Source organism: Paenarthrobacter aromaticivorans (assembly GCF_019038615.1).
GTDB lineage: Bacteria > Actinomycetota > Actinomycetes > Actinomycetales > Micrococcaceae > Arthrobacter > Arthrobacter aromaticivorans.
In genome coordinates, this window is the sequence record NZ_JAHOPC010000001.1 from 436,287 (window position 1) to 459,701 (window position 23,415).

Consider the following 23,415-nt stretch of genomic DNA (forward strand, 5'->3'; position numbering starts at 1 on the left):
AGTAGCTAGTGCACCTCTTTGAGTTCCTTGTAGGCGGCCAGGGCATCCTGCCGGGTGGTCTTGAGATCCACGATTTCCTCCGGGTAATCCGGCGTGCCGAACTCCGGGATCCAGCGGGCTATGTACTTTCCCTGGGGATCGAACTTGATGCGCTGGGCCTCTGGATTGAAGATCCTGAAGAACGGCGAAGCGTCCGCCCCTGAGCCAGCCACCCACTGCCAGTTGGCAGGGTTGGACGCCGGGTCAGCGTCCACCAGCGTGTCCCAGAACCACTGCTCGCCGAGTTGCCAATGGATGCCCAGGTTCTTCACCAGGAAGCTGGCCGCGATCATCCTGACCCGGTTATGCATCCACCCCACTTGCCAGAGCTGTCGCTGCCCGGCGTCGACCAGTGGGAAACCCGTACGACCTCGCTGCCAGGCCCGAAGCTCCTCGACGGCAGTCTCGTGACCTTCACTATCCGGCCAAGCCCAAGGGAAGCGGTCAAACTCCTTGCGCAGGTTCGCCGTCGCAAGATCCGGGTTGTGGAAGTACTGGTGCCAACAGAATTCGCGCCAGCCAAGCTCAGACGCGAAAATACTTGTGCTTTCCGATCTGTTGGAAGCCAGCGTGTGCCATACCTCAAAGGGGCTGAGCTCACCCCACCGCAGATAAGGCGAGAGGCAACTGCTGCCATCGATATCGGGGCGGTTTCGGCCTTCGTCGTAATTAGTGAGTCCACCCGCCACGAATTCCTTGAGCCGCTGGTGTCCGGCAGCCGATCCGGGCGTCCAAGCCTCCCGCAACCCTGCGGACCAGTCCGGCGTGGTGGGCAGCAGGTGCCATGACTCCAGCTCGTCATTGGCCGGCAACGTGCCAGCGTAGCCTCGTCCCTCGTCCGGCACAGCCAACGGATCCCGAAAGTCCTGGGCTAAGACAGTCCGCCAGAATGGGGTGAAAACTTTGTACTGCCCGCCCGTCTTGGGGGTTACTTCCCACGGCTCATGAAGCAGGGACGCTTGAAAACTCTCCACGTGCATGCCGGCGTCGCGCGCCCAAGTCTTGATGCCGGCGTCGACGGTCCGCTCTGCCACGCCGTACCGGCGGTTCCAGAACAGCGCGCCGGCGCCGATCGCCGTCGTGATTTCCTGAACGATAGGAGCAGCGGATCCACGGCGAAATAGCAGCGGTACTCCGAGCGCAGCAAGATCGTCCTGAAGGGCGGTCAGCGAGTGGTGCAGCCACCACCGCGCGGCACCGCCGAGAGGCCGGATGCCGGGCGATTCTTCGTCCAGGATGTACAGGGCCACCGCCGCACCATCATCGACGGCGGCACGCAAGGCAGGGTTGTCCCTGATCCTCAGGTCGTCGCGGAACCAGACGATGGACGGCTTCAAATTACTACCCTCTTTCGAGTTTCTATACAGCTGATGCCCCTAGGAAGGCATCCTAAGGGCATCAGCTAACAACAAACTCGGAACTCAGAGCACTTAACTCAGGGAAGGAACCGAGCGTTCGTCTATTTGGGTCAAGTCGGTCACGCTGGCCTCAGTTTCAGTCCAGACGGGAACGCTGTTCATCACGTAGTCCCTGGCTGCGGGCCCCACCATGTTTAGTCCGGGGTAGATGCGCTGGCCATGATCTTTCCTGTCACGCAGTCCTTCAAGTTCAAGGGCGGTCCTGAAAGCGGAATCAGGAATGGGTACTTTGCGTCCGAGGACGCACCAACTGATATAGAGGCCGTAGAGGGTGTCAAAGTCCAAGCCCTCCTCGGTGTCGTCATCAAACACCACACAGTCACTCAGAAAACTACTGATTTGGGTGTCGGTCATTGCGGGGCCTCCGGTGGCGGAAGAAAAAAGGGGCCGCCGGGCTGCATCAGCGAATGTCCTGTTCCCTCACTATAGCCCTCCTGAGGTTCTCCCGTACCGGAAAGTAGGTTAACTCTGGATTGCATTCTGCGGCGACACGGTCAAACGGACCTTCGGGCCTCTGGTGCCCACCGCCGCATCGGCGTAGCTTCGGATACGTCCACACATAACGTCTTTGCGCGGCTCCAGGCGAGCCTGGCAAACGGTTTGCGGGGGCATCGTTCCGCCCTGATTGGAGGCACAGACGTGGCTGGATGGAATGCCGATACTGCCGCCGGGCCCCTTGGTTCCGGCACGGTCACGCTGGTGGAAGGCTCGTCATTCTGCATTTCTGCTGCCAACGGAGACATCCGCCCGGAGCTACCGCAGGGTGTCTTCCATCTCGACACCCGGATCCTGTCCAAATGGGAATTGACGGTCAACGGACAACCGCTTGAGCCACTGGCCGCGGAGACCAAGGAACCCTACCGGGCGCTCTTTGCCTGCCGGGTGCCCCGTTCCGATGGATATGCGGACAGTCCGCTGCTGGTGGAGCGGCTGCGCGAGGTCGGGGCCGGAATCCTGGAGAAGATCACAGTCCGGAATTACTCCACCAAAGCGGCGGATTGCCGAATCTTGCTGACGGTCGAGTCTGATTTCGCGGACCTCTTTGAGGTGAAGGAAGCCCGGATCACCCGTCAATGGACAGAGACCCGGCTGCCGGAAGGCAACTCCTTGGAAATTCGCGGCAAATGGGAGGGGATTCGAAAAAGCGTCGTGATCCAGGCCGAAGGTGCCGGCGCGGGCGCAAAGGCTTTGGGCTTCACCGCGAAGATTCCACCCTTCGGGAGCTGGAGTACCCGCGTGAGCGTAGTGCCCACCGTTGATGGGGCCGGGACGCCGGTGCCCTTCACGCATCCAAGCCAGGGCGAGCTCTCCCCCAGCGACAGGCGGAGACAGGAGTGGGTGGCCAGGATCCCTGCGTTGCAGATCAGCAACCACTCCATCGAAGGCACGCTGCGCCGAAGCTATGAAGACCTCGGCGCCCTCCGGATCCAGGACCCGGAACATCCCGACAGGGTGGTGGTGGCGGCCGGCGCCCCCTGGTTCATGACGTTGTTTGGCCGTGACTCGCTCTGGGCTTCAGAAATGGCCCTGCCAGTGGACCCATCACTGGCTTTGGGTACGCTCCGGACCTTGGCTGACCGGCAAGGCAGCGTGGTGAATACGGAAACCGAAGAAGAGCCGGGGAAGATCCTGCACGAAGTCCGGCTCGACGTCACCAGCGGCTTGGCCATGGGCGGCCAGTCAGCGTACTACGGCAGCGTTGATGCCACACCGCTGTTTGTGATTGTCCTGGGTTCGGTCAGCCGTTGGGGCTTCGGCAAGGAAACCATTTCCGCCCTGCTTCCAAATGCGGACCGCGCTCTTGCCTGGATCCGCGACTACGGTGACCGGGATGGGGACGGCTTTGTTGAGTACGCCCGGCCTAACGAACACGGGCTGATCAACCAGGGTTGGAAGGATTCCTGGGACGGCATCAACTTCGCAGACGGCACCATCGCCGAACCGCCGCTTGCGCTCTGCGAGGTCCAGGCCTACGTGCACGGCGCCTATGTGGCACGGTCCTGGATCGCGTACGACGACGGAGACTTCACCTTGGCCGAGGAAATGCGCGAACGCGCCGATGACCTGAAACGGAGGTTCAACGAGCAATTCTGGCTTCCTGACAAGGGCTATTACGCCGTGGCACTGGATCGCGATAAGCGGCCGGTGGATGCCTGCGCCTCCAATATGGGGCACTGCCTGTGGTTTGGCCTGCTTGACGAGGACAAGGTCCCCTCTGTGGTGGAACACCTGATGTCTCCCGAGATGTTCAGCGGCTGGGGAGTGCGGACACTGGCAAGCAACATGGGCGCGTACAACCCTGCCAGCTACCACAATGGCTCGGTCTGGCCGCATGACAACGCCATCATCATGTCCGGCCTCCTCCGCTACGGTTACATAGAGGAAGCACAGCGCATCGCAACCGCGTTGCTGGAAGCGGCGGAGTATTCCGGTGGCAGGCTCCCCGAGTTGTTCTGCGGCTTTGATCGCTCACAGTTCACAGAACCAGTCCCCTATCCAACCGCCTGCTCACCCCAGGCATGGGCTGCCACTACCCCCATCCACCTGGTGACAAGCCTGATGCGCTACGACACACACATCTCCTTGGGCGGTATTTGGCTTGACCCCGTGCTGCCGTCGTCCTTCGGGGACCTCCACATCAGCAACGCCCCCATGGGAAATGCACGGATCACGATTGATGCCTCAGGAACGGATGCCGCTGTCCACGGCATTCCGGAAGGTCTCACGGTTCATCGCCGGCAGCGGCCATGGCTCACCGACCTCATAGAAGAGGCGCACCTTAGGAAGCCGGATAACTGAGCCCAAAAAAGGAGCCGCCCGGAAAAGTACCCCTTGAGGGGTATCTTCCGGGCGACGACCGTTATTGGGCTGAAGGCCTTACTGGATGGCTGCTTTGAGTTCCTTGGCGGCCAGTTCCGGATCAAGGGCGCTGTAGATGGCGCTACCGGCCACGGCTACGTCGGCACCGGCCAACTGCACGGCCTGGATGGTGGAGGCGTTGACGCCGCCTGCAACCGAGAACGGTACGCGGGCTTGTTCGCCAGCGTTAAGGAGGCCGCGAAGGTCGAAGCCAGGCTGGGCTTGCTCGTCCAGGCCAGCGTGGAACTCGATGAACTTGGCCCCGAGAGCGCGGGCTTCCTTTGCACGGGTGACCTTGTCAGCAACGCCGATCAGGTCAACAACGATGCCCTTGTTGTGCGTCTGGGCTGCCTTGACGGCACCTGCAATGGTGGAGTCGTCCGCCGTTCCGAGCACTGAGACGAGGTCGGCGCCGGCCTTGAAGGCGATGTCGGCTTCGAGTTCTCCAGCGTCCATGGTCTTCATGTCGGCGAAGACGATCTTGCTGGGGTGTGCTTCCTTGATCGCGGTCACTGCGGACAGGCCCTCTGCCTTGATCAGCGGCGTGCCCAGCTCGATGATGTCGACGTGCTCGGCTACTTTGCCGGCCAGTTCCAGGGCTGCCTCGGTGGTGAGGAGGTCCAGTGCGACTTGAAGTTTCATAGTGTTGTTCTTACTTTCTTTGTGGGTTGTTGGTGAGTTGGTGCGGTCTCAAGTAGGTAGCGGTTGGGCTTACTCGAGGTTGGCGTGACGCAGCCAGAGCTGTTCGGCGGGTTCGTCGGCGGCGTCCCAAAGGGTCTGGAAAACCGACTCCGTGGCAAGGAACAGCGCCTGCTCAAAGAGGCTGCCGGAGTACTGGCGCGAAATGTTTGAACCGTGGTCCGTCTTTTGGGCCGCCGGGATAATCACCACGGCGTCGGCCAGCCCCGCCAAGGGCGAGGAGGCATTGGTGGTGATGGCAGCAACCTGTGCACCTGCTTCAAGTGCGGTTTGGGCAGCTTTGACCACACCGGACGTCGTACCTGAACCGGACGCGACCACCAGAAGGTCTCCGGAACTGATGGCTGGCGTGGTGGTGTCCCCGGCAACGTGGACGGTCAGGCCGAGGTGCATCAGCCTCATTGCCGCCATCCTGAGGACCAGGCCGCTACGCCCGGCTCCTGCAAGGAACACACGCCCAGCCCCCTTGATCCTGTCCGCAAGATGGGCCAACTGAGCGTAGTCAATGCCGGAGGTAGTGTCAGCGACTTCGCCGAGGATCAGGGATACATTGCCGGCTACGTCCGCGCTCGTGGCAGTTGCTGTTTCTGCGGTGACGTTCACATTCACTCCTTCGTGGATAGGTGCTCAAGCCTTTCGGGCCTATAGACAAGTCTTCCGGGCAGTTCGGGTAGGGGGAACGCCGAAAACGAGCAGTTCATACCACCCTTTTGGGTAGTTAACGTGGCGTCACTTCGTTTAGGCTGCATCCATGACCCAGCTGACAGAGAGCAAACGCCGCCCGGATACCGGGGCCCTTCCGTGGCAACTTCTGGACGCCATCGCAGACATCGCGCAGGCGCCCTTGATGCGCATTGCAGAAAGCCTGCGTACTGCCCTTGCACCCTTCATCAAGTGCAGTGCCCTGGTGATATTTACCGAGGACTGCACAGGCCGGCCACAAAAGAAGGCGGGCGAGGAAAGCATTGTCAGCAGGGTTTCCATCCCGGAACTGGACCGCGTAAGGGCCGCGATTCCAGGCGGGGACCCGTGGCGGGCCAAGGCTGTTATCGCAGGGAAAGAGCGGGAGGTACTGGCCTTGGGCTACGCGCCGAGCAACGCACTTCTGGTCCTCACCGATCCTGCGGAAGGGCAGTCAGAAGATTCGGAGCGTGTCCTCTCCTACCTTTGGCGACTCACAGCGGCCCGTATCCAGGAGAAGGTCTCTGACGCGCCGCCGTCGTACCTTCTGGAATCCCGCGCCGCATCAGCGGAGCGGATCCGCGTAACCGCAGAGTTGGTGGATCAGCACTCCACCACATTGGAAACTGTGCTCGCGGCGTTGAGGTCCAACTCCATGGACGACCACGCAGCCCGTACGGCCGTCACGGACATGACCGTCAAGGCCCTGATCAGCCTGCGGACCTTGAACGACCGCACCAGCGATCTTGTGGAGGAACCGGTCAGCACGGCGTTCGAAAGGCTTCGCGAGGACCTCCGGCCGCTGATGCACTTCAGCAACATCGATATCCAGTTCATCGAACCGCCTGCGAACGGCAGGGCATTGCCGGGGGAAGTAGCCCACGCCGCCCGCGCCGTGGTTCGGGGCCTGGTCCTGGCCATCGCCGAGCAACCTGACGTGCATCGTGTCCGGGCACAGTGGGACTGCGATGGCGAGAACCTGCTCATCAACGTCCGTGACGATGGCAGGGGCGAGCTATCCCCCGAGGCTCCCAACATCGAACGCCTGCGCCAACGAGTGCAAGCCGTTAACGGAAGGATGAGCCTGGACGTCATGCAGGGCTGGGGAGCCGACATTTCGGTGGTGTTGCCGCTGGATCCGCCTTCGGCACCGGCAGGGGATGTGGCGGCTTGGGGCCTTGCGGCAAGGGAACTGGAAGTCCTGCAATTACTGGCGGCCGGCCAACGTAACCGGGCCATCGCCGCTGAACTCAATGTCAGCGAAAATACTGTGAAATTCCATATCCGGAACCTCTTCCGGAAGCTCGACGTCCGGTCCCGCACTGAGGCCATCGCGTTGGCGCACAGTGCGGGACTCCGCTAGTCGGCCGCTTAGTCCTGCTTTAAAGGGGCCAGCGTCTCGCGCTCGGCTCCGATGGTGGTGTTGTCCCCATGCCCGGTGCGCACCACCGTGTGGGCGGGAAGGGTCAGCAGCCGTTCCCGGATGGATGCCAGGATGGTGGGGTAATCGCTGTAGGACCGCCCGGTTGCTCCCGGACCACCGTTGAACAGGGTGTCTCCGGTGAAGACCGTGTCCTGTTCCTCCAGCAGGAAGCACGTGGACCCGGGCGAGTGGCCCGGTGTGTGGATGGCCCGCAATTCAGCTCCCGCCACGGTGAAAACGTCGCCGTCGCTGAGGTACTTGTCCGGTGTGGTGTCCGGATAGACCTGCTCCCACAACACCAGGTCTTCGGGATGCAGGTAGATGGGTGCTTGAACGGCGTCAGCAACCTCCCGCACGGCCCCAATATGGTCGTTGTGGGCGTGGGTCAGCAGGATGGCCAGGACTTTGCGGCCCTGCACCTGCTCGATGATTGCCCGGGCATCGTGCGGGGCATCGATGATGACGCATTCCTGCTCATCCCCAACAATCCAGACGTTGTTGTCCACGTCCCAGGTGCCGCCGTCGAGCGAAAACGTTCCGGAGGTGACGCGGTTCTGTACGGTGACGGCCATCAGAGCGCCACCGCCGGCTCGATTTCCACGACGGAGCGAAGGACTTTGCCCTCTTGCATCCGTGCGAAGGCTTCCTCGACCTGGTCGATCGTGATGCGTTCTGTCACGAAGGCGTCCAGGTTCAGGTTGCCTTGCTTGTAGTGCTCCACCAGCATCGGGAAGTCGCGGGAAGGCAGGCAGTCGCCGTACCAGGAGGACTTCAAGGAACCGCCGCGCCCGAAGACGTCCAGCAGCGGCAGCTCCAGTGTGGCGGTGGGCGAAGGGACGCCAACCAGGACAACGCGGCCTGCGAGGTCGCGGGCATAGAAAGCCTGCTTGTACGTTTCGGGACGTCCGACGGCGTCAATCACCAGGTCTGCGCCGTTGCCTCCCGTCAGGGCCCGGATAGCTTCTACGGGATCCTCGATGCTGGAGTTCACTCCGTGGGTGGCTCCCAGGGACTTGGCCATGTCCACCTTGTTGGCATCGATATCCACGGCAATGATCGTGGTCGCACCGGCCAGCTTGGCGCCGGCGATCGCGGCAATGCCTACGCCACCGCACCCGATGACGGCCACGGACTCGCCGCGCTTGACCTCACCGGTATTGATGGCCGCACCGATGCCGGCCATCACGCCGCATCCCAGCAGACCTACTGCAGCAGGATCCACCGAATCATCTACCTTGGTGCATTGACCCGCGGCCACGAGGGTCTTCTCGGCGAAGGCGCCAATTCCCAGTGCGGGCGAAAGCTCGGTGCCATCCTCCAGCGTCATCTTCTGCGTGGCGTTGTGGGTGTTGAAGCAGTACTGCGGCTGGCCCTTGGCACAGGCACGACATTGACCGCACACCGCACGCCAGTTCAGGATGACCCTGTCGCCGGGGGCGACGTCCGTGACATCCGGGCCCACCGCGCTGACCACGCCTGTGGCCTCGTGGCCGAGAAGGAACGGGAAATCGTCCGAGATGCCGCCCTGCTGGTAGTGCAGATCCGTGTGGCACACACCGCAGGTGAGGATATCCACCAGCGCCTCACCCGGCCCTGGATCCGGTACCAGGATGGTCTCCAAAGTAACCGGAGCGTTCTTTTCCTTCGCGATGACAGCTTTTACTTTATGAACCACAATCGGTTCCTTTCTCGGGTCGCAGAGAACTGACAGTAGTTTGGATCAGGCAAGGACGACAATCATCACACCCAGACCTGATAACCGGTTGACTTATCGAACAGCCTCCTTGTGGATGCACCGGCAGCTGCGATCCAAAGGACGGAGTCGTCGTCGGACGCCTGCTCCACCACGCCGGTCATGACAAGGTCGTCCGAGAGCCAGACCTCCACTGTATGGCCTGTTAACTGTGCCCAGTCCTTGCGCAGGCCGCGCCCGGTGATTGTCCTGTCCGGCTTCGCCCCCAACATCGCACGTCACCAGCCGCGTTCTGCCAGGCGGTGGGGCTGCGGGATTTCGTCGACGTTGATGCCGACCATGGCTTCGCCCAGGCCGCGGGAGACCTTGGCGATGACGTCGGGATCGTCGTAGTAGGCGGTGGCCTTGACGACGGCGGCAGCGCGCTCTGCAGGGTTGCCGGATTTGAAGATACCCGAACCAACGAACACGCCATCAGCGCCGAGCTGCATCATCATCGCAGCGTCAGCCGGGGTCGCGATGCCACCAGCGGTGAACAGCACCACGGGGAGCTTGCCGGTGGCGGCTACTTCCTTGACGAGTTCGTACGGGGCCTGCAGTTCCTTGGCCGCAACATACAGCTCGTCCTCGGGAAGGGCTGCGAGCTTGGCGATCTCCGCGCGGATCTTGCGCATGTGCCCGGTGGCGTTGGAAACATCACCGGTGCCTGCCTCGCCCTTGGAACGGATCATCGCCGCGCCTTCGTTGATGCGGCGCAGGGCTTCACCAAGGTTCGTGGCGCCGCAGACGAACGGGACGGTGAAGTTCCATTTGTCGATGTGGTTCACGTAGTCGGCCGGGGTCAGGACCTCGGACTCGTCGATGTAGTCCACGCCGAGGGACTGCAGGACCTGCGCTTCGACAAAGTGGCCGATGCGGGCCTTGGCCATCACCGGGATGGACACGGCGGCGATGATCTGATCGATCATGTCCGGATCGGACATGCGGGACACGCCGCCCTGGGCGCGGATATCGGCGGGTACGCGCTCGAGCGCCATGACGGCGACGGCACCGGCGTCCTCGGCGATGCGGGCCTGCTCGGCATTGACGACGTCCATGATGACGCCGCCCTTGAGCATCTCCGCCATACCCCGCTTAACGCGGCCGGAGCCAGTGAGCGTGATGGGTTCGAAAGGGCGTGGTCTAAAGGTCACGTGATACTCCAAGGGACTGAAGCCTGCGATTTCATCACAAGCGCCCGGAACTGTACGCCCGGCCATGAGCCAGGAGACGCCTGATATCCGGGTGATATATTAGTTAGAGTTCAGTATGCAATCGCCGAAGCGGGGAGTCAATCCCGCCATAATGCGAGGTAAATTCCTAGGCGGCGAAGAGTGCCGTGCGGACGGCGTGCTCAAAGCCCGTGACGTGCTCCTTTGCCAACTCCGCGGCTTTTTCCTCGTCACCATCAATGACCGCGCGCAGGAGGTCCAGGTGTTCGCGGACGTGATGCTCAAGATCCGGCAGTCGATCCAGGACCATGCACCAAATTCGGGTGGCCAGGTTGTCATAGCGGATCAGGACATCCTCGAGATGAGGGTTTGCGGCGGCCGCGTAGATGCCCTGATGGACACTGGCGTCCAGGCGCAGGGTTTCCACAACCGACGCGCCGGCCACGTCAAACGCCTCCACGGCCTTCATGACGTCCCGCAGGTGCTCCCTCGTGGCCGCAGAAGCCACCCGCGCCGCGCGTGCTGCCGCCAGCGGCTCCAGTTGCGTGCGGATCTCGGAAATAAAGGCCAAGTCCGTTACCTCAACCCGGGTGGCAAATGTTCCACGGCGCGGATAGGTGACCACCAGGCGGTCCAGTTCCAACCGCTTCAAGGCTTCGCGCACCGGAGTGCGCCCGATCCCGAGGTCCTTCGCCAGCTGTTCATCATTGAGGAGGTCCCCGGGCTTGATCTCCAGCATCAAAAGCCGATCGCGCAAGCGCTCATACGCGACGTCGGCCAAGGATTTCCTACTGGTGTCCTCCGCGATTGCCAGAGTTCCGAATGCCACAGTGCCAGCCCCTTCCGCAGTTCCCGAAAAACCTATTGACCTGTCCTTGAGACCAGTATACGCTGTTTCTCAATCCTAATATATCAGTACAGGACCCAAGAATATATCTAAAGGAGGAGACATGACCCTCGTGGCGACAGACTCACCAACAAGCATCCTGCCGCAGCCCGCGGAGCTCAATGACGAGCAAGCACAGAAGTTCGTACTCACATTGTCGTGCGTCGAACGCGCCGGAATCGTGCAGGCGGTCACAACCTTCCTGTTTGAGCGCGGCTTCAACATTGACGAACACCAGCAGTTCGACGACGGCATCCGCCAGACGCTGCACCTTCGCACCGCCTTTTCCGGCTCCCCCGAATACTCGGCGGACCGGCTTGAGGAAGAGTTCAGTGCAATAGCTGACCGCTTCGACATGAAATTCAGCTTCCATGACCAGACCAAGAAGCGCGTGCTGGTCATGGTGTCCAAGTTTGGACACTGCCTTAACGATCTCATCTTCCGGTGGCGCGGCGGCAGCCTGGGTGGAGACATCGTGGCTGTCGTTTCCAACCACGAAACCCACCGCGCCATGGCCGAGGCAGCCGGACTGCCCTTCATCCACATCCCGGTCACCCCTGATACCAAGGCCGAGGCGGAGCAAAAGCTCCTGGAACTCGTGGATGAATACAAGGCCGACCTGGTGGTGCTCGCCCGCTACATGCAGGTACTCTCCGATAACCTGTGCCGCTCCCTCGAGGGCCGGGCCATCAATATCCATCACTCGTTCCTGCCTGGATTCAAGGGCGCCCGCCCCTACCACCAGGCCTATGACCGTGGCGTGAAGCTCGTTGGAGCAACCGCGCACTACGTCACCGCGGACCTCGACGAGGGCCCGATCATCGAGCAGGAGGTCATCCGCGTGGACCACAGCTACGGCCCCAACGCACTCTCAACAGTGGGCCAGGATGCCGAAGCACTGGCACTGTCCAGGGCAGTCCGCTGGCACTGCGAACACCGCGTGCTGCTGGATCAGACCAGCACAGTGGTTTTCCGGTAAGCCACCCTCCCCACCGTCCACACACACGAACTTCAGCAGGAGAAAACTTTCATGACATCGACGCCTCGCATTGTCATCATCGGCGCTGGGATTGTCGGCACCAACCTCGCCGACGAACTGGTCACCCGCGGTTGGAACAACATCACCGTCCTGGATCAGGGGCCGCTGAACATGCCCGGAGGGTCCACGTCCCACGCACCGGGCCTGGTCTTCCAGACGAACCCTTCCAAGTCCATGGCCCTGTTCGCCAAGTACACGGTGGAAAAGCTGCTCTCCCTCACCGAAGATGGCCAGAGCTGCTTCAACCAGGTGGGAGGCCTGGAAGTCGCCACTACGGAAACCCGCCTGGCTGACCTGAAGCGCAAGCTCGGCTACGCACAGTCGTGGGGCATCGACGGCAAGATCCTCTCCCGCGAGGAATGCAAGGAGCTCTACCCCCTGATCAACGAGGAAGACATCCTTGGTGGCCTTCACGTTCCCACAGATGGCCTGGCGCTTGCAGCCCGCGCGGTGCAGTTGCTCATCAAGCGCACTGAAGCCGCCGGCGTGAAGTACATCGGCAACACCGAGGTGACTGGAATCGAGCAGTCAAACCGCCGCGTGACCGGCGTCGAGACCGCCGATGGCGTCATCCCCGCGGACATCGTGGTCTCCTGCGCCGGCTTCTGGGGCGCCAAGGTCGGCGAATTGATCGGCATGTCCGTACCGCTCCTGCCGCTGGCTCACCAATACGTAAAGACGACGCCGGTTCCCGCCCAGAAGGGCAAGAACGAACTTCCCAACGGCGCCCAGCTGCCGATCCTGCGCCATCAGGACCAGGACCTCTACTACCGCGAGCACGGTGACCGTTACGGTATTGGCTCCTACGCCCACCGCCCCATGCCCGTGGATCTTGATGAACTCGGCAAGTACGAGCCCTCCAGCATCAGCGAACACAACATGCCCTCCCGCCTCGACTTCACGCTCGAGGACTTCCTGCCGGCGTGGGAAGCCACCAAGCAGATCCTTCCCGCCCTGCGTGAGAGCGAAATCGAAGACGGCTTCAACGGCATCTTCTCCTTCACCCCGGACGGCGGCTCCCTGGTGGGCGAATCCAAGGAAGTTGACGGCTTCTTCGTTGCCGAGGCCGTGTGGGTCACCCACTCTGCCGGCATCGCCCGCGCCGTTGCCGAGGTACTGGTTGACGGCAAGTCGCAGATCGACCTGGGAGACTGCGACATCCACCGCTTCGAAGAAGTCCAGCTGACGCCTGAATACGTCAGCGAAACTTCGCAGCAGAACTTCGTGGAAATCTACGATGTCCTGCACCCGCTCCAGCCCAAGCTCTCCCCCCGCAACCTTCGCGTCAGCCCCTTCCATGCCCGGCACAAGCAGTTGGGTGGCTACTTCCTTGAGGGTGGCGGATGGGAGCGCCCGTACTGGTTCGAGGCCAACGCTGAACTTTTGAAGGAAATGCCTGACGAGTGGCAGCCGCCTGCCCGCGACGCCTGGTCCGGGATGTTCAGCTCCCCCATCGCCGCAGCCGAGGCGTGGAAGACCCGTACCGCAGTTGCCATGTATGACATGACTCCCCTCAAGCGCCTTGAGGTATCCGGTCCCGGTGCCCTGAAGTTGCTGCAGGAACTGACCACGGGTGATCTGGCCAAGAAGCCCGGCGCGGTCACCTACACGCTGCTCCTGGATGAGGCCGGTGGAATCCGAAGCGATATCACCGTAGCCCGCCTGAGTGAGGACACGTTCCAGTTGGGTGCCAATGGCAACATTGACACCGCCTACTTTGAGCGCGCTGCCCGTCACCAGACTGAAAACGGCAGCGCCGGCGATTGGGTCCAGGTTCGGGACACCACCGGTGGCACTTGCTGCATCGGCCTGTGGGGTCCGCTGGCCCGCGACCTCATGAGCAACGCCAGCAGCGACGACTTCACTAATGACGGCCTGAAGTACTTCCGCTCCAAGCAGGTCACCATCGGCGGCGTCACCGTTACCGCCATGCGGCTTTCCTACGTTGGTGAACTGGGCTGGGAGCTTTACACCAGCGCGGACAACGGCCAGCGCCTGTGGGATGCGCTCTGGAAGGCCGGCCAGCCGTTCGGCGTCATTGCCGCAGGACGCGCCGCCTTTAGCGCACTGCGCCTCGAAAAGGGCTACCGCTCGTGGGGCAGTGACATGACCACGGAGCACGACCCCTTCGAAGCAGGCCTCGGCTTCGCAGTAAAGATGGCCAAGGAGAACTTCGTCGGCAAAGCCGCCCTTGAGGGACGCACTGAGGAAAGCTCTGCGCGGCGCTTGCGTTGCTTGACGGTCGACGACGGCCGCAGCCTGGTGCTGGGCAAGGAACCTGTGTTCTACAAGGACCAAGCGGTCGGCTACGTCACCAGCGCCGCCTACGGCTACTCGGTGAAAAAGCCAATTGCGTACGCGTACCTTCCTGCCGCTGTTTCGATTGGTGATTCCGTGGAGATCGAATACTTCGGACGCCGTATCCAGGCGACAGTCACCCAGGACCCGCTGTACGACCCCACCATGAGCAGGCTCCGCGGCTAAGGCCTGACGGAGGCTTTAGTTGGCCAGCGGCCCGGACTCATCCCCTCGCAACGGTGTCCGGGCCGCTGTCTTACCCCGTTCTACTTCAGCCCGGCCTTACTTCGTCAACCAGCCCAGGAAGACACATGATCAGTTCAGAAACCATCAACGACTACCTTGCCAGGCTCGCTTCGCGGCAGCCCACCCCCGGCGGAGGAGCCGCCGCCGCCCTTCACGCTGCCCAGGGCGCAGCCTTGGTGGCCATGGTCGCCAGGTACACCACGGGTGAAAAGTATGCGCAGCATGCAGAACCCGTTGCCCGCATCACCAGCGCTGCAGACCATTTGATTGTCGAAGCGCTGCGCCTTGCAGACGCCGATGAGCACGCCTTCCAACGAGTTATTGATTCGTACAAACTCCCGACCGGGACCGAGGAACTCAAGGCCATGCGCGCCGCAGGCATCCAGGATGCCCTGGTCCAGGCCGCCCATACACCTGCCCAGCTGATCAAGCTGGCCGGTGAGGTGGTGGAACTCGCCACGGAACTCTTTGATATGGCCAACCCCAATGTCATCAGCGACGTCGCGGCAGCAGCCGATGCTGCACGTGCCGCAGCCACGACTGCCCGTGTCAACATCGACATCAACGTAGTGGCCATCAAAGATGGCGACGCCCGCTCACGCTTGGCAGAACAGACGGACGGCCTTGAGGAAAAGGTGGTCCTCGCAGCTGATTCCCTCGTTAAGCGCGTACGCGAAAGGATCCTCGCGTGAGTACTGAAGTCCTTTCCGGAAAAGGGTTGGCCGCCCTCATCCAGCAGCGTGCGCAGGATGAGGCCCGCCTCCTCGAGTATGAGGGCCAGCGCCCGTCCTTGGCCGTTGTGGTGGCCACCGACGACGAGTCCACGCACTGGTACGTCCGGTCCATTGAGCGCGCCGCGGAGCGCGCCGGAATAGGCTGCCGGATCCTGGACCTTGGGCATGATGCCACGGAGCAGGTGCTGGCGAGCGTGTTGAAAGACCTCAGTGCGGAGCCAACCGTCAACGGCATTATTCTTCAAACTCCGCTGCCCGCGGGCGTTCGAACAGACGGACTCGTGGGGCTGATCGCTCCCGAAAAGGACATCGACGGCGCCAACCCGCTCAGCCTTGGCCGTCTGGCTGTGGGTCAGCCCGCTTTCGCCCCTGCAACCGCACAGGCAGTGGTGGAACTGCTTGAGCATTTCCAGGTTCCGCTCGCGGGACGGAACGTCGCCGTCGTCGGGCGTTCCGCTGTGGTGGGAAAGCCGCTGTCCCTGCTGCTGCTCGAAAAGGACGCCACGGTCACCATCTGCCACTCCAAGTCAGGGGCGCTTGAGCGCTACACCCGGCCCGCCGACGTCGTGGTTGTAGCCGCAGGGCGGACCGGACTGCTGACCGGCAGCCACGTTTCGCCGGCGTCTGTAGTGATCGACGTCGGTACGAACGTCCTTCCCGACGGTTCCCTGGTGGGAGACGTGGACGAAGCCAGTGTCACCGGTGTGGCCGCTGCCCTGACGCCGGTGCCGGGCGGGGTGGGCTCAGTGACCACGGCGTTGCTGCTCCTCCACACCGCTGAAGCGGCCCGGGCACAAGCACGGCTCCTGGAGAAGCCGGCCTTGGTTTCAGGAACCGCTGGCTAGCCATGGAAACGGCGATCCGCCTGGAGGTGAGTCCCTCCGCTGACCTTGCCCGGCAACTGCCTCGCGCCTACGCGGCGCCGGGGACGGTCAGCGTGACCTGCCTGCCGCATCACGGTCCGGCCAGGACGGTCGCTGCCTCGATTGAGCTTGCCCGGCTGGGCTACCGCGTGGTCCCCCACCTGGCAGCCCGGAGCATCGCCAGCCAGGCAGAGCTGCACCTGTTCCTGCAGCAATTGCGCGATGAGGGCGTCCGGGAGCTTTTCCTCATTGCCGGGGACCGCGGTGCGCCTGCCGGCCCGTATTCCTGGAGCGGCCAACTCATGGAAGACGTCAAGGCTTTCTCGGAAGAATTCTCCCTTGGCATCGCCGGCTATCCGGAAGGCCACCCACAACTGAGCGCAGAACAGTTGCGGAGCGGCTTGGCCGGCAAGTCACCCCTGGCGTCCTCCATGGTCACGCAAATGTGCTTTTCGACGGAATCCATCAGCTCATACCTGCAGGAGCTGCACCAGGCCGGGTCACGGCTTCCGGTGTGGGTGGGCGTTCCCGGGCCCGTGTCAGTGCAGAAGCTGCTGGCCATGGGTGCACGATTGGGTGTGGGACGCTCACTCAAGCTGGCCCGCGGCACAGGGATGGCCAAGGCACTCCTGCGCGGTGGTGATGTCATGCGCTATGACAGCTCCGGCCTGATCCGGGAAGTTCACCAGGCCCTCGACGGCCATCCGCTGTTTGCCGGCATCCACGTCTACAGCTTCAACGACCTCAGCCGCCTACCGAGATTTGAAGGGAAGATCGCATGGCTTCCAAAGCCCCCCGTGAAAACATCGACGAGTCAAAGCTGACCGTCACCAAACCCAAGACAAAGGCTGTCGGCATTCCAGCCGTTGCCAACGCACTGAAGATCTCGCTGGAGCAAATGGGCCCGGTGCGAAGCGTGCAAACGCTGCTGGCAGTCAACCAGCTCGATGGATTCGACTGCATGGGCTGCGCATGGCCGGAACACGAGAAGCGGAACGCAGCAGAGTTCTGCGAAAACGGAGCCAAGGCCGTCGCCGAGGAAGCTACCCGGCGCCGCGTCACGCCAGAGTTCTTTGCCCAGCACTCCATTGCTGAATTGAAGACCCGCGATGACTACTGGCTGGGCCAGCAGGGCCGGCTGACCCACCCCATGTTCCTCGATGAAGGCGCCACCCACTACACGCCCATCGAATGGGACAAGGCCTATGACCTCATGGCCGAGGAACTCCGGGGCATGGACCATCCCGATCAGGCCGTCTTCTACACCTCTGGCCGCACTTCGAACGAGGCAGCCTTCGTCTACCAACTCCTTGTCCGCGGCCTTGGCACCAACAACCTGCCGGACTGCTCCAACATGTGCCACGAGTCCTCAGGCTCCGCGCTGGTGGAAACCATCGGCATCGGCAAGGGTTCGGTAAGCCTGACCGACCTGGAGACGGCGTCACTCATCTTCGTAGCCGGTCAGAATCCAGGTACCAACCATCCGCGCATGCTCAGCGCCTTGGAGAAAGCCAAGAAGAATGGCGCGATCATCGTGTCCGTCAATCCACTTCCCGAAGCCGGACTCCTGCACTTTGAAAACCCCCAGCACGTGGCAGGCATGGTGGTGGGAACCCAGCTGACGGATGACTTCCTGCAGATCCGTGCCGGCGGCGATCAAGCCCTCTTCCAGGGCCTGGGTAAGTACCTCCTGGAGGCCGAAGCCGCCGGTCGCAAGACTCCGGGCCTGGAAACCGTCCTTGACCACAAGTTCATCGAGGACCACACCGTGGGCATCGACGAATACCTGCGTTTCCTGGAGAAGGTGGAGTGGGACGACATCGTGGAAGCAACAGGTCTCACCCTGGAGCAGATCCACGCCACAGGCGAACGGCTCCTGGCCTCGAACGCCACCATCGTGTGCTGGGCCATGGGACTGACCCAGCACAAACACTCGGTACCCACGCTCCGTGACGTCGTAAACGTCCTGCTGCTTCAGGGAAACATCGGCAAGCCCGGCGCTGGAGTTTGCCCGGTCCGCGGCCACTCGAACGTCCAGGGCGACCGCACCATGGGCATCTTCGAGAAGATGCCGGAGAAATTCCATGACCGGCTGGACAACGAGTTCGCGTTCCTGTCACCACGGGAGCACGGCTATGACACTGTTGCCGCCATCCGCGCAATGAGGGACGGAAAAGTCCGCTTCTTCATGGGGATGGGTGGAAACTTTGTTCGTGCCGCCCCTGACTCGGAGGTTACGGAACAAGCGCTCGCCAACACCGGGTTGAGCGTCCAGATCTCCACAAAGTTGAACCACTCGCATCTATCCACGGGTCGTCGGGCTTTGATTCTCCCAACACTCGGACGCACGGAGAAGGACACCCAGCGGACCGGTGACCAGAGGGTCACGGTGGAAGACTCCATGAGCGCGGTCCACGCATCCCGGGGACGCCTCAAGCCCGCCAGCGAGCACCTCCACTCGGAAGTTGCCATTGTCTGCAATCTTGCCCACCGGCTCTTCACCGACGGTACCGTGCGCCTGCCCAACGCCCCCAAGGCCGCGTGGCTGTCGATGCGTGATGACTACTCGCTGATCCGCAAACACATCGAGGCCGTCTTCGATGGCTTCGAGAACTTCGAAGAGCGGATCCAGCACCCGGGCGGCTTCGTGTTGCCGCACCCGCCGCGCGATGCCAGGAAGTTCGATACCGCGTCAGGCAAAGCACACTTCACAGGCAACGAGCTTGAATACATCAAGGTCCCGCCTGGCCGGCTGGTGCTCCAAACGCTGCGGTCGCACGACCAGTACAACACCACCATCTACGGCAAGGACGATCGCTACCGCGGCATCCACGGCGGGCGGAGGGTGGTCCTCATTAACGAGTCCGATATCGCCGAGCTGGGCTTTGCTGATGGTGAGATGGTCCACCTGATTTCAGAATTCCAAGGAGTTGAGCGCAAGGCAGAAGACTTCCGCATCGTTTCGTACTCCACTCCCAAGGGGTGCGCCGCTGCCTACTACCCGGAGACCAACGTCCTTGTACCGCTGGACTCGGTTGCGGATACCAGTGGAACGCCGACGTCCAAATCCGTCATCGTGCGACTCGAACGGGCTTGAAAGAGTCTGGACACGGTGTGATACATGCCATAGTATGTGACTGATATATCTTTCCTATCGAGTCAAAGATATTAGGAGACCTGGCGCCTAAAGCCCGCGCCCACCAAGAGCAATTTGCCCTCATGAAGACATCTATCAATGGAGAAACAATGTCTGATATCACCCAAGTCCAAGCAGATGCCGTACTAGCCGCGGCCCGCGACGCCGCACGCGGAACCGAGACAGCAATGAACATCGCCGTGGTGGACGCCGGAGGCAACCTCAAGGCCTTCACCCGCATGGACGGGGCTTGGCTCGGCAGCATCGATATCTCCATCAAGAAAGCACGCACAGCCCGCTACTTCGACATGCCCACGGGCGCAATCGGCGAGCTTTCGCAGCCGGGGGGACCCTTGTACAACATCGAGGTCTCCAATGGCGGACTCATTACGTTCCCGGGTGGCCTCCCCCTGCGAGGGGAGGACGGCACCGTAATCGGGGCGATCGGCGTCAGTGGCAGCACGGTGGAGAACGACCACACCGTGGCGTCCGCAGGAGCAGCAGTAGAGCTTCAGGGCGCGGCCCGGCCGTAAGCAAAGAAAAACCAATTGTCCGTGAATGGTGCTTCGGTGGCCTGAAACCTGGGGAGGTATTTCCTCATCGAAGCACCGCTCTCGGGCAATTGGGCAGCATTCATTTTCCGTATCACCACATGTCCAAGGAGTGTCCATGTCTGGAAACCGAGCAGTCGCCTACAAGGAACCCGGTGTCGTCGAAATCATCAACACCGACTACCCGACGTTCGAACTCAAGGACGGACCGGGCGTAAACCCGGCCAACGTCGGCCGGAAGGTACCGCATGGCGCGATCCTCCGCACTGTGACAACCAACATCTGCGGTTCGGACCAGCACATGGTCCGTGGCCGCACCACAGCCCCACAGAACCTGGTGCTCGGCCACGAAATCACCGGTGAAGTGGTGGAGGTGGGTCCCGACGTCGAGTTCATCAAGGTGGGCGACATCGTCTCGGTGCCGTTCAACATTTCCTGTGGCCGCTGCCGGAACTGCAAAGAGCAAAAAACCGGTATCTGCCTCAACGTCAACCCTGACCGCCCGGGCAGCGCTTATGGGTATGTGGACATGGGCGGCTGGGTAGGCGGACAGGCAGAGTACGTGCTGGTCCCCTACGCCGACTGGAACCTGCTCCGCTTCCCGGACCGCGACCAGGCCCTGGAAAAGATCATGGACCTGACCATGCTCTCGGACATCTTCCCCACTGGCTTCCACGGCGCCGTTACAGCCGGAGTGGGCGTAGGCTCCACGGTGTACGTCGCTGGTGCCGGCCCGGTGGGTCTGGCTGCCGCCGTTGGCGCCCAGTTGCTTGGCGCCGCCGTCGTGATTGTGGGCGACATGAACGAAGACCGGCTGGCACAGGCGCGCTCGTTCGGCTGTGAAACCGTCAACGTCTCCAACGGCGACCCGAAGGAGCAGATCGCGCAGATCCTCGGGGTGCCGGAAGTGGATTGCGGCGTGGACGCCGTTGGTTTTGAAGCCCGCGGACACGGAAGGGACGCCTCGCACGAGGCTCCAGCCACCGTGCTGAACTCCCTTATGGACATCACCGCCGCCGGCGGCTCCTTGGGTATCCCCGGCCTCTACGTCACGGGCGATCCGGGTGGAATCGATGAAGCAGCCAAGCACGGCTCCCTCTCGCTCTCCCTGGGCACCGGCTGGGCAAAGTCCCTGTCCTTCACCACAGGCCAGTGCCCGGTGATGAAGTACAACCGCCAATTGATGATGGCCATCCTCCACGACAAGGTCCAGATCGCCAAGGCAGTCAATGCCCAAGCCATCCCCCTCGAGGACGCTCCCCGCGGCTACGCAGAGTTCGACGCCGGAGCGGCAACAAAGTTCGTACTGAACCCGAACGGCTACGTGAAGGCCTAACAGGCAAAAACACCAGGAAGGGGGGCATCCATGCTCGCGCAGGAAATCGTCTGCGGCACTTCGCCAACGTCCCATGTGCCGTGCGAGCAGATGCCTGCCCCAACGTGGTCTGAAGCCCGGCAGCTGGCCTTCGATTGCGCTATTCCGCTTGCCTCAGCGTCAGTGCCACTGGCGGACGCGATCGGATACGTGCTCGCCACTGATGTGACGGCGTATCAGGACCTTCCGCACTACGCGTCCTCTGCCATGGATGGCTGGGCCATTCATGGCGGAGGACCGTGGGAGATCACGACGCCGGGGCTGCCGCTATCACCGGGGCAAGCCAGCGTCATTGCCACCGGTGGCCTGGTTCCAGAAGGTGCCGGAGCGGTACTTCGCAAAGAGAGCGGACAGGTCCTCGACGCCGGATATGGGCTGCAGCTCTCACTGAAACCCGACGCGAAACCCGGCGAGACGCTACCCGGCCGGCATATACGGCCAGCCGGTGAAGAAGCCCGGGCCGGCAACGTCCTCGTACCCGCCGGCACACTCCTCAATCCTGCCCACATTGCCCTCGCTGCCGTAGCAGGCCACGACGAACTGCAGGTACAACGCAAGCCTCGGGTCGCCGTCGTACTTACCGGTTCCGAGGTGGTGACCTCGGGTCAGCCGGCAGCGGGGCAGGTGCGCGACACCTTCGGCCCGCAACTCGGCGCAGTAATTTCCCAGCTTGGCGGGATTCCAGGGAGCCAGCAACGGATCGGCGACTCGTACGAAGAGTGGCTGTCCGCACTTGGCGGCCCGCCCGGAGCCGAACGCTCCGATGTCACGATTACCACCGGCGGCACCGGCAAATCCGGAACTGACCACTTCCGCGCTGCAGTGGCCGCGCTCGGTGGGCACCTGCTGCTCGACGGCGTCGCTATGCGCCCCGGTCATCCTGCCGTATTGGCTGGACTTCCGGACGGCCGCTTCGTCATCGGCCTTCCAGGCAACCCCCTGGCCGCCATGATGGCCCTCATGACAATCGGCGAACCACTGCTGGCTGCCCTCCAAAATCAGCCTTTCCGGACAGCTGGCCACCTCACGTCCGGGGCGGACGTAGCTCCGAGCCCGGGCCGGACACAACTCATTCCCTGCACCTTTGTCCACGGCCTCGCTTTTCCTGCTTCGCATACAGGCCCCGGCATGATGCGTGGCCTGGCTTGGGCCGACGGCTTCATGGCCGTTCCCCCTGGCGGAGTGGAAGCAGGCCAACCAGTCCCGGTCATGCCGCTGCCCTGGACAAGCGCCTGGACAAGAACCTGGACAAGCGCCGGGTCGCAGGCGCAAGCAACCATCGATTTCCCCAACCCGGCAGGAAGGTACGCCCCATGGCACGGATGACACAGCGCCGAAAGATCCACCGCTTCCATCTCGACGGGACAGGTACCGAATATCCGGTGCGCTTCAAGGAAGACGTCCTGGCCGCCGAGGAGCCCCTGGAAATCAGGATCGGCGGCCGCTCCTTCGCCGTAACCATGAGGACTCCGGGAGACGACTTTGACCTGGTAGCCGGGTTCCTGGTGTCCGAGGGCATCATCCGCAGCCAATCCGAGCTGGTCTCCCTGCGTTTTTGTTCCGGCGAGAAGGACGGGACGCAGACGTTCAATGTGGTGGAGGCGCAGCTTCGCTCCGACGTGCAAATGCCGGACACCATGCGCCACGTCTACACCTCCAGCTCGTGCGGCATCTGTGGAACGGACTCCATCGAGGCCGTCCGCAAGACCCTCCACTTCGATCCTTCCCAGGACGGACTGCGGGTTCCCGTTGACATCCTGGCCGAACTGCCCGAACGCCTCCGGGAAGCCCAGGCGGTGTTCGACAGGACCGGTGGCGTCCATGCCGCCGGTCTCTTCAAAGTGGACGGCGCCACCCCCGAACTCCTCTGTTTGCGGGAGGACGTGGGCCGCCACAACGCCGTGGACAAGGTGGTGGGTTGGGCATTGCGCCAGGATCTGCTGCCCCTGAAAGGCCTGGTCCTGCAGGTCTCGGGACGGGCGTCGTTCGAGCTGGTCCAAAAGGCCGCCCTCGCCGGGATCCCCGTACTGTCCGCCGTGAGCGCGCCCTCCAGCCTTGCCGCGGACCTCGCCACTGAGACCGGCGTGACCCTGGTTGGCTTCAGCCGCGGCCACAGCCTCAACGTCTACGCCGGCCGCGACAGATTGGTCCGCCCCCGCAAAGCAGCACGTGAGGAGGTCTTCGCCGGGCTCTGACCCGCCGTTTCTGCCGGTTTGCGTGCAGCTAAAGCCCTGTTGATGCCCGATAGGGAGCATTTACTGTGC

21 protein-coding genes are annotated in these 23,415 nt (G+C 62.5%); 12 read left to right on the forward strand and 9 right to left on the reverse strand.

Annotation, left to right across the window (positions count from 1 at the left end; translation table 11 throughout):
- Positions 1-5 precede the first annotated feature (5 nt).
- Together KSW38_RS02060 and KSW38_RS02065 are read right to left on the reverse strand one after the other, a co-directional pair.
- Positions 6-1,376: a cryptochrome/photolyase family protein gene (locus tag KSW38_RS02060; RefSeq protein WP_216922203.1), complete on the reverse strand. Its 1,371-nt coding sequence runs from the start codon at positions 1,374-1,376 to the stop codon at positions 6-8.
- A gap of 93 nt (positions 1,377-1,469) precedes the next feature.
- Entirely contained in the window at positions 1,470-1,811 is a 342-nt protein-coding gene (locus KSW38_RS02065) for a hypothetical protein (RefSeq protein ID WP_216922204.1), read from the reverse strand.
- A gap of 285 nt (positions 1,812-2,096) precedes the next feature.
- Here KSW38_RS02065 and KSW38_RS02070 point away from each other — a divergent pair, with 285 nt between their 5' ends.
- Positions 2,097-4,256 (forward strand): amylo-alpha-1,6-glucosidase, encoded by a 2,160-nt coding sequence (locus KSW38_RS02070; RefSeq protein WP_216922206.1) that lies wholly within the window; start codon positions 2,097-2,099, stop codon positions 4,254-4,256.
- A 78-nt stretch (positions 4,257-4,334) separates the two neighbouring features.
- On the opposite strand, the gene hxlA is transcribed toward KSW38_RS02070, so the two are convergent.
- Positions 4,335-4,958 carry a 3-hexulose-6-phosphate synthase gene (hxlA, locus tag KSW38_RS02075; protein ID WP_216922209.1) on the reverse strand — a complete coding sequence of 208 codons (624 nt, stop codon included), beginning with the start codon at positions 4,956-4,958 and terminating at the stop codon, positions 4,335-4,337.
- A gap of 69 nt (positions 4,959-5,027) precedes the next feature.
- Positions 5,028-5,618 carry a 6-phospho-3-hexuloisomerase gene (hxlB, locus tag KSW38_RS02080; RefSeq protein WP_216922211.1) on the reverse strand — a complete coding sequence of 197 codons (591 nt, stop codon included), beginning with the start codon at positions 5,616-5,618 and terminating at the stop codon, positions 5,028-5,030.
- A 148-nt stretch (positions 5,619-5,766) separates the two neighbouring features.
- Between hxlB and KSW38_RS02085 the strand changes: the two genes are divergently transcribed.
- On the forward strand, positions 5,767-7,059 hold the full coding sequence (locus KSW38_RS02085) for a helix-turn-helix transcriptional regulator (RefSeq protein WP_216922213.1): 1,293 nt from the start codon (positions 5,767-5,769) through the stop codon (positions 7,057-7,059).
- A gap of 8 nt (positions 7,060-7,067) precedes the next feature.
- Here the strand turns inward: KSW38_RS02085 and KSW38_RS02090 are convergent, their stop codons facing one another.
- From KSW38_RS02090 to KSW38_RS02110, 5 genes are all read right to left on the reverse strand, one after another.
- Positions 7,068-7,691: an MBL fold metallo-hydrolase gene (locus KSW38_RS02090; RefSeq protein ID WP_216922215.1), complete on the reverse strand. Its 624-nt coding sequence runs from the start codon at positions 7,689-7,691 to the stop codon at positions 7,068-7,070.
- On the reverse strand, positions 7,691-8,794 hold the full coding sequence (locus tag KSW38_RS02095; RefSeq protein ID WP_216922217.1) for an S-(hydroxymethyl)mycothiol dehydrogenase: 1,104 nt from the start codon (positions 8,792-8,794) through the stop codon (positions 7,691-7,693). The genes KSW38_RS02090 and KSW38_RS02095 overlap by 1 nt, the downstream gene beginning before the upstream one ends.
- Before the next feature lie 65 nt (positions 8,795-8,859).
- Positions 8,860-9,084, reverse strand: a complete 225-nt coding sequence (locus KSW38_RS02100) for a hypothetical protein (protein ID WP_216922220.1) — start codon at positions 9,082-9,084, stop codon at positions 8,860-8,862.
- A gap of 6 nt (positions 9,085-9,090) precedes the next feature.
- Positions 9,091-10,005, reverse strand: coding sequence for a pyridoxal 5'-phosphate synthase lyase subunit PdxS (gene pdxS / locus KSW38_RS02105; RefSeq protein ID WP_308169274.1), 915 nt, complete (start codon positions 10,003-10,005; stop codon positions 9,091-9,093).
- Between the two features lie 166 nt (positions 10,006-10,171).
- Entirely contained in the window at positions 10,172-10,852 is a 681-nt protein-coding gene (locus KSW38_RS02110) for a GntR family transcriptional regulator (RefSeq protein ID WP_216922223.1), read from the reverse strand.
- A gap of 121 nt (positions 10,853-10,973) precedes the next feature.
- Between KSW38_RS02110 and purU the strand changes: the two genes are divergently transcribed.
- From purU to fdhD, 10 genes are all read left to right on the forward strand, one after another.
- The gene (purU, locus tag KSW38_RS02115; protein WP_216922225.1) at positions 10,974-11,888 is read left to right on the forward strand and encodes a formyltetrahydrofolate deformylase; all 915 of its coding nucleotides are present in this window, start codon (positions 10,974-10,976) and stop codon (positions 11,886-11,888) included.
- Positions 11,889-11,939: 51 nt separating this feature from the next.
- Positions 11,940-14,432: a GcvT family protein gene (locus KSW38_RS02120; RefSeq protein WP_216922227.1), complete on the forward strand. Its 2,493-nt coding sequence runs from the start codon at positions 11,940-11,942 to the stop codon at positions 14,430-14,432.
- Between the two features lie 125 nt (positions 14,433-14,557).
- The gene (locus tag KSW38_RS02125) at positions 14,558-15,184 is read left to right on the forward strand and encodes a cyclodeaminase/cyclohydrolase family protein (protein ID WP_216922229.1); all 627 of its coding nucleotides are present in this window, start codon (positions 14,558-14,560) and stop codon (positions 15,182-15,184) included.
- Positions 15,181-16,071: a bifunctional 5,10-methylenetetrahydrofolate dehydrogenase/5,10-methenyltetrahydrofolate cyclohydrolase gene (locus KSW38_RS02130; RefSeq protein WP_216922231.1), complete on the forward strand. Its 891-nt coding sequence runs from the start codon at positions 15,181-15,183 to the stop codon at positions 16,069-16,071. The genes KSW38_RS02125 and KSW38_RS02130 overlap by 4 nt, the downstream gene beginning before the upstream one ends.
- 2 nt (positions 16,072-16,073) lie before the next feature.
- On the forward strand, positions 16,074-16,913 hold the full coding sequence (locus KSW38_RS02135; RefSeq protein WP_216922233.1) for a methylenetetrahydrofolate reductase: 840 nt from the start codon (positions 16,074-16,076) through the stop codon (positions 16,911-16,913).
- Positions 16,868-19,186 carry an FdhF/YdeP family oxidoreductase gene (locus tag KSW38_RS02140; RefSeq protein WP_216922235.1) on the forward strand — a complete coding sequence of 773 codons (2,319 nt, stop codon included), beginning with the start codon at positions 16,868-16,870 and terminating at the stop codon, positions 19,184-19,186. Before KSW38_RS02135 ends, KSW38_RS02140 begins: the two co-directional genes overlap by 46 nt.
- Positions 19,187-19,335: 149 nt before the next feature.
- A complete protein-coding gene (locus KSW38_RS02145; RefSeq protein ID WP_216922237.1) occupies positions 19,336-19,758 on the forward strand; it encodes a GlcG/HbpS family heme-binding protein in 423 nt (140 codons plus the stop codon).
- A gap of 136 nt (positions 19,759-19,894) precedes the next feature.
- The gene (gene fdhA / locus KSW38_RS02150; protein WP_216922239.1) at positions 19,895-21,112 is read left to right on the forward strand and encodes a formaldehyde dehydrogenase, glutathione-independent; all 1,218 of its coding nucleotides are present in this window, start codon (positions 19,895-19,897) and stop codon (positions 21,110-21,112) included.
- 30 nt (positions 21,113-21,142) lie between these two features.
- Entirely contained in the window at positions 21,143-22,477 is a 1,335-nt protein-coding gene (locus tag KSW38_RS02155) for a molybdopterin molybdotransferase MoeA (RefSeq protein ID WP_216922241.1), read from the forward strand.
- A complete protein-coding gene (gene fdhD, locus KSW38_RS02160) occupies positions 22,465-23,346 on the forward strand; it encodes a formate dehydrogenase accessory sulfurtransferase FdhD (RefSeq protein ID WP_216922243.1) in 882 nt (293 codons plus the stop codon). The genes KSW38_RS02155 and fdhD overlap by 13 nt, the downstream gene beginning before the upstream one ends.
- Positions 23,347-23,415: the final 69 nt, after the last annotated feature.